Genomic DNA, 4,734 nt, shown 5'->3' on the forward strand with positions numbered 1-4,734 from the left:
TCTTGCCGGCGTCCTAGCCGCCGAGGAGTCGCTGGCAATCCGTACCTGAAAGCGAAAGGCGGTTAGTCCGACTTTAGAGAAACGCGATCGCTGGGTTGCTGGCGTTGACGATCTAAATTGATATTGGCCTACCGAGTCGGCGGGAATTACGGGAATTACGGTGACAGTGCACCATTTCTATCCCCGCCTGCCGCCTCTTTCCGATTTCACGGCTGTCCGGTTTGCCGGGCCCAGAAGTGCTTCTCTGCCCGTCGGCTGCGCAGATGCCGAAATCGGCGGCGCGGCGATGCAAGTCGAGCCATACGGTCAATCTACAGCGACAGCCGAGCGAACATGCCAAACAGTGCACTGTCACCGTAATTCCACTGGCTGGAGTCGGCGGTGCGAAGGAGATCATCTTCTTCACGGGATGACCCGCCAACCAGCCTTTGGGACAGGAGTCGAGATCGCGAACCTCGCTGTGCGCACCGGCATCTCGATGTTGCAATTACATTAGCGTGAGCGCATGTTTTCGTCAGCCGGCGCAAGCCGGTTAGGCCCGGTGGCTGGCCGGTCACCCCCATAGGCTGCCGGGCCGCCAGCAACGGCTTGGGGAGGACATGACATGCCGAAAATCTCGGATCTTTTTCAAGACAGCGATCGTCTTCCTTAGCCGGCCTGCAGATGGCAATTTCAGGCAATCACGGTGCCACGCGCACATCAACCTTCTTGGGATGGGTGACGAGTGCAATATTCGGTGGGTGATACGCTCTGAACCCGACAACAGCCGCCCGCAGGATCGCGATGGTCCCGGCGTCTACAATCTTGGCCTGATCGTGATGGCTCTTTACGTGATGCTGCATAGAAATCCAGCCCTTGAGCCGATCGTCGCCACCGGCACCATGATCGTCGCTGTCAGCGTGCTCATCTTTGCCTTCGTGGTTTTCTCCGCCGAAACGGCGCACTCAGTCTCGGGAATACCTGCGGTTCCACGCTAGACGGCGTCGAGATGTGCTGAGCCAAAAAGGCTCGCGCCTCCGAGAGTTTGGTCATCATTGTGCCGGCAATGCTTTCGCGGCGGCGGTCAGGGTCGCCCGATCGTTGCCGTGCTTGCGGATCAGCTCGCGCACCTGCGCCGGCGTGATGTTGTTCTGCAGAGCGAAAAAGTTCACCTCATAATCGTCGTACGCCGATATCTTGTTGCGGTCGCGAAAGTCGCGTTTGCTTTTGTCGTCTGTCATATCGCACGTCCTTTTGGAATTTCGTCATATTCACTATGGCTAATATACGCCAGTGACCTAGACTAGGTTCCATGCGTAGGCGGGCAGTGGCCGGCACCGGCCGGCTAGAGTTCATCCTCCCGATGGAGCCCAAGCTGGTGGCCAAGCCGCCCGAGGGTGACAACTGGATTCACGAGATCAAGCTCGACGGCTATCGTGCCCAGATCATCATCAACGGCCCCGAGGATATCCGCGTCTATGCCGAAACCGGTAAGGACTGGACGCGTAAATATCTGGGCATCGTGGAAGCGGCGACTGAGCTTGAGGTCAAGAACGCCATCATCGACGGCGAGGCGGTCGTTACCGACAAGGCCGGTATGCCCGACTTCAACGCGCTCCAGAACGCGGTCCACAACAATCCCTATGGCATGTACCTCTGCGCATTCGACATTCTGCACCTGAATGGCCATGATTTGCGCGACATCGGCTGCAAGGCACGCCGCGAAATTCTCGGCGGCATCATCAAGCCGAACAGCCGGATCCAGTTCAGCGAGGCCATGCCTGGTGACGCCAAGTCAATCTTCTATCTCGTCGAGCAGGTCGAGCTTGAGGGAATTGTCTCGAAGCGCGCCGACAGCAAATACCGCAGCGGCCCGACCTCGAACTGGCTGAAGACCAAGAGCTTCACGGTCGACGAATTCGAACTGCTGGGCATCGAGCGCGAGCCTGGCAATGCAGCCTTCGCACTTTTGGCACAGCCAGGAACTGGGAAATATCTCGGTACCGCCTTCATCACCTTGGGCCGCGACATGAAGGAGCGGCTGTTGAAGCGGGTTCGAGAGCATGCCGGGCCGCCGCCAGAGGCCATGAAGAAACGGCCGGCGACCCAATGGGTCAGGCCTGGTGTAAAGCTGCGCGTCAAGCATCTCCGTGGCGACCACACCCACATACGCCAGGCGTCGCTGCTGGGTTTCAGTGACGAGAGCTAGTGCGCCTGTCTGCGCTCTTTGAGCGTTGACGAGATCTGACTTCCCCGAGCAGCTCGCGCTCGTTGGTAGTTACGTTTCGAAAGATTGCGACAATCGTCACCGCTAAGGCTTCGGCATCCCGGCTAAACGGGTCGATGACTCCATCTGCGCAAACCTGATCAAACACGCGTTCACAAATAGCCAAATCGTGAGGGCTGAGGCAGGTGCGAGTGAAACGCCGGCGCGGCATTTGCGAACCTTCGAAGCCCGCTGTCCGTGCAAAAGATAGTGGGCCTTCACAGCCAGACCGAGGGGACGAGAGTCCGGCCTCGTGCAAGAAACGCGAGTCGCTGACTGTTTGTTCCCGGCTACAAAAATGGGTTAATTCCGTACAAGTGAGCGGGCGGTGTAGATAGATGCTCAACCGGTGTCAAAGCCACTCCGGCCATAGGGATGATTTATCAGACCTTCAGCTTCCCGTTGACGCTCGTGGACATGTTGAACCGGACGTATTCGCCGTTAGGCTTGCTTGATCATCAGCGCCTCACCGATGGGCGGTCCAGTATGCGGCGGCATGTTTCCCGATTTCGCGGCTTTCCGGTGCTCGGCAATCCGGTCCAGAAGGGCTTCGCTGCCCACCGGCCGCCCAGATGCCGACATCGGCAGCGCGGCAATGCAAGTCGAGCCATGCTTTCAATCTACACACAGCGACAGCCGAGCAAACATCGCAAAAAGTGCACTGTCACCGTGATTTATGTCACCGTAATTTTATTCCAGCTTCGGCCGGCTGATTTTTTTGCTTACTGGATCTTCCGATTGACTCGGATGATCCCACAGTCCTTCTCCCCTCGCGGGCATAGGCGTCATCCCATTGGCCCGATGCGTTGGTCGTGCAATGCCCGCGCGCTCCGCCAGAGGCGCGCGTCTTTCATCTGTTCGGCCGATGCGCCGGTCCGTTGGAGGGTAGAGATTGAGAATCTGCCTTAGCACTAGACCGCTTCGTGCTGGCGGTCGCCTCTGCAGACTTCGGATGAAGGGCTGACCTATATTGTTGCGCGCAGGTTCATATCCGATCGCGGCAAGGGTTGCTTTCCTTGTCGCGTTGGCCGGCGTTCTCCTGCTCGCCCTTTTTCCGGAGTGGCTCTTGCAGAATTTGGGAGTGACCTTCACGCATCATGGCAAGCTCATCCACGCCGCCGCATTCGCTGTTTTGGCGGCCTTGGGAAGTGTCGGCTGGACGAAACACAAGGCAAAGCTGATTGCTCTCCTCGCATTTTCGGGCCTGGCGATTGAAGTTGTTCAGGGCGCGCAACTGATAGGGCGCGGTCCGGATGTATTCGACTGGATTGCCGACTGTGCTGGCATGGCCTGCGGGATCACAATCGCAAGCTGGACAAAGTGGCGCGCTGGAGGGCTGCCATAGGTCGCCCGTTGGCCCAGATCAGTGGTGGTGTATGAGTGGCGGAGAGAGCGGCCGCCGATGCAATGTTCAGTGGCGTCCAATGCCGTCCAAAAACAAGGTAAAAACAATTGGTTGGTGAAAGAGTGGCTTGTTTCATTGTCCACAGATGTGGGCCGAAATGTGGGGTTAGAAATTTGGCGGAGCCGTGAAAAATTCGGGGAAGCATCCGGAGAAGGCGCTCGATGCATTGCAGGTTAAGCAGCTAAAGGGCCCTGGCCGCTATGCCGACGGTAACGGCCTCTATCTGATAGTTGACCCATCGGGAGCCAAACGCTTGCTGCTCCAAACAGTGGTGCAGGGACGGCGACGCGACATTGGCCTCGCAGGACTTTCGGTCACTTCGCTCGCCGAGGCGCGGGAAGCGTGCAGGCTTATCGTAAAGTCACGCGGGAAGGTGGCGACCCGCTGGCTACGCCGCGCGAAGCTCGAAGGATCGTGCCGACCTTCAGGGTTGCCGCTGAAATTGTGCATGCCGAACACGAGATCAGCTGGAAAAATCCCAAGCATGCAAAACAGTGGATCACCACGCTGACGCAGTATGCGTACCCTGTTATTGGCGACTATCGCGTCAATGCGATTGCGACATCAGACGTGCTCAGGGTGCTTTCGCCGATCTGGCTGACTAAACCTGAGAACGCGATACGAGTTCGTCAGCGGATCAGTACTGTCATGGATTGGGCGAAGGCGGCAGGTTATCGCTCAGAACACAATCCGGTGGAAGGGGTCACCCGCGGATTGCCAAAGCAAACGGACACTGATCAGCACCACGCTGCGGTGCCCCTTCAATGAGGTCGCTGGCTTTGTCCAGGCACTCCGATAATCCATCTCTGGGCCGATTGCGAAGTTGGCCTTCGAATTCCTAATTCTCACGGCTTCCCGAACGAGTGAGGCTCTTCATGCCCCTGTCAGGCAGGTGTCTTGAAATTTTGACCGCTGCACAGGCTGTGTCGTCAGAGGCAGAGTTCGTTTTCCGAATGCATCGGGTGATGGCCCACTGTCCAACATGGTTTTCTTAGCTGTTCCGGGACGGGCGCCAGGAGCTGGTCAAATATCGGCTGCCATTTGCCGGATTGAGATGACGACGCTCTGAGACTCTGGAGCAGGG

At 57.9% G+C, this 4,734-nt stretch carries 4 protein-coding genes and 2 pseudogenes; 5 read left to right on the top strand and 1 reads right to left on the bottom strand.

Annotation, left to right across the window (positions count from 1 at the left end):
• The first annotated feature begins 599 nt into the window (after positions 1-599).
• Positions 600-977: pseudogene (locus tag EOA86_RS40550) on the top strand (hypothetical protein).
• A gap of 54 nt (positions 978-1,031) precedes the next feature.
• On the opposite strand, the gene EOA86_RS22680 reads toward EOA86_RS40550, so the two are convergent.
• Positions 1,032-1,220 (bottom strand): DUF3606 domain-containing protein, encoded by a 189-nt coding sequence (locus tag EOA86_RS22680; RefSeq protein WP_095520219.1) that lies wholly within the window; start codon positions 1,218-1,220, stop codon positions 1,032-1,034.
• Positions 1,221-1,291: 71 nt separating this feature from the next.
• Between EOA86_RS22680 and EOA86_RS22685 the strand changes: the two genes are divergently transcribed.
• From EOA86_RS22685 to EOA86_RS22695, 4 genes and pseudogenes are all read left to right on the top strand, one after another.
• Positions 1,292-2,188, top strand: coding sequence for an RNA ligase family protein (locus EOA86_RS22685; RefSeq protein ID WP_051694935.1), 897 nt, complete (start codon positions 1,292-1,294; stop codon positions 2,186-2,188).
• 1,081 nt (positions 2,189-3,269) lie between these two features.
• Positions 3,270-3,590: a VanZ family protein gene (locus EOA86_RS22690; protein WP_245497348.1), complete on the top strand. Its 321-nt coding sequence runs from the start codon at positions 3,270-3,272 to the stop codon at positions 3,588-3,590.
• A 184-nt stretch (positions 3,591-3,774) separates the two neighbouring features.
• Positions 3,775-3,939, top strand: a pseudogene (locus EOA86_RS41540) (integrase); the annotation flags it as partial.
• A 53-nt stretch (positions 3,940-3,992) separates the two neighbouring features.
• Positions 3,993-4,418, top strand: coding sequence for a hypothetical protein (locus EOA86_RS22695; RefSeq protein WP_128343676.1), 426 nt, complete (start codon positions 3,993-3,995; stop codon positions 4,416-4,418).
• Positions 4,419-4,734: the final 316 nt, after the last annotated feature.

It is taken from the genome of Mesorhizobium sp. M5C.F.Ca.IN.020.32.2.1 (assembly GCF_004023105.1).
GTDB classification, from domain to species: Bacteria; Pseudomonadota; Alphaproteobacteria; order Rhizobiales; family Rhizobiaceae; genus Mesorhizobium; species Mesorhizobium wenxiniae.

Excerpts from the sequence above, each read along its gene's own strand:
- EOA86_RS22685 (WP_051694935.1), top strand. The coding sequence starts at position 1,292 with ATGCGTAGGCGGGCAGTGGCCGGCACCGGCCGGCTAGAGTTCATCCTC.
- EOA86_RS22680 (WP_095520219.1), bottom strand. The coding sequence starts at position 1,220 with ATGACAGACGACAAAAGCAAACGCGACTTTCGCGACCGCAACAAGATA.